Below are 359 nucleotides of genomic sequence, written 5' to 3'. Positions count from 1 at the left end.
GAGTACATGTTTGCAAAATATAATAATACTCCTGAGCCGCAGGACGAGCTATTAACATTTATCGTAGCTGGTGCTGGTTTTACAGGTATTGAGTTCATTGGTGAGTTATCAGAGCGCTTACCTCAATTATGTGCCCATTATGATGTTCCTAAGGATAACGTGAAAATGTACGTAATTGAAGCTGCTCCTTCTGCCCTACCAGGGTTCGATCCTGAATTGGTGGAATATGCGATGAACTTACTTGAGAGCCGTGGTGTTGAGTTTAAAATTAACTGTCCGATTAAAGAAGTAACTGAATCAGGCGTAACACTTGCTAGTGGCGATGAGATTAAAGCAGGAACAGTTGTCTGGGCTACAGG

At 42.1% G+C, this 359-nt stretch carries 1 protein-coding gene; it reads left to right on the top strand.

Annotated elements, in window-relative coordinates; genetic code table 11:
• Nucleotides 1–359 (top strand): NAD(P)/FAD-dependent oxidoreductase (locus KH400_RS22685; RefSeq protein ID WP_217228497.1); only part of this gene is annotated, 359 nt, incomplete at both ends.

The organism is Desertibacillus haloalkaliphilus, assembly GCF_019039105.1.
Taxonomy (GTDB): Bacteria; Bacillota; Bacilli; order Bacillales; family KJ1-10-99; genus Desertibacillus; species Desertibacillus haloalkaliphilus.
Note: the sequence above shows the minus strand (reverse complement) of the source record. Positions and strands in the feature narration are given on the sequence as shown.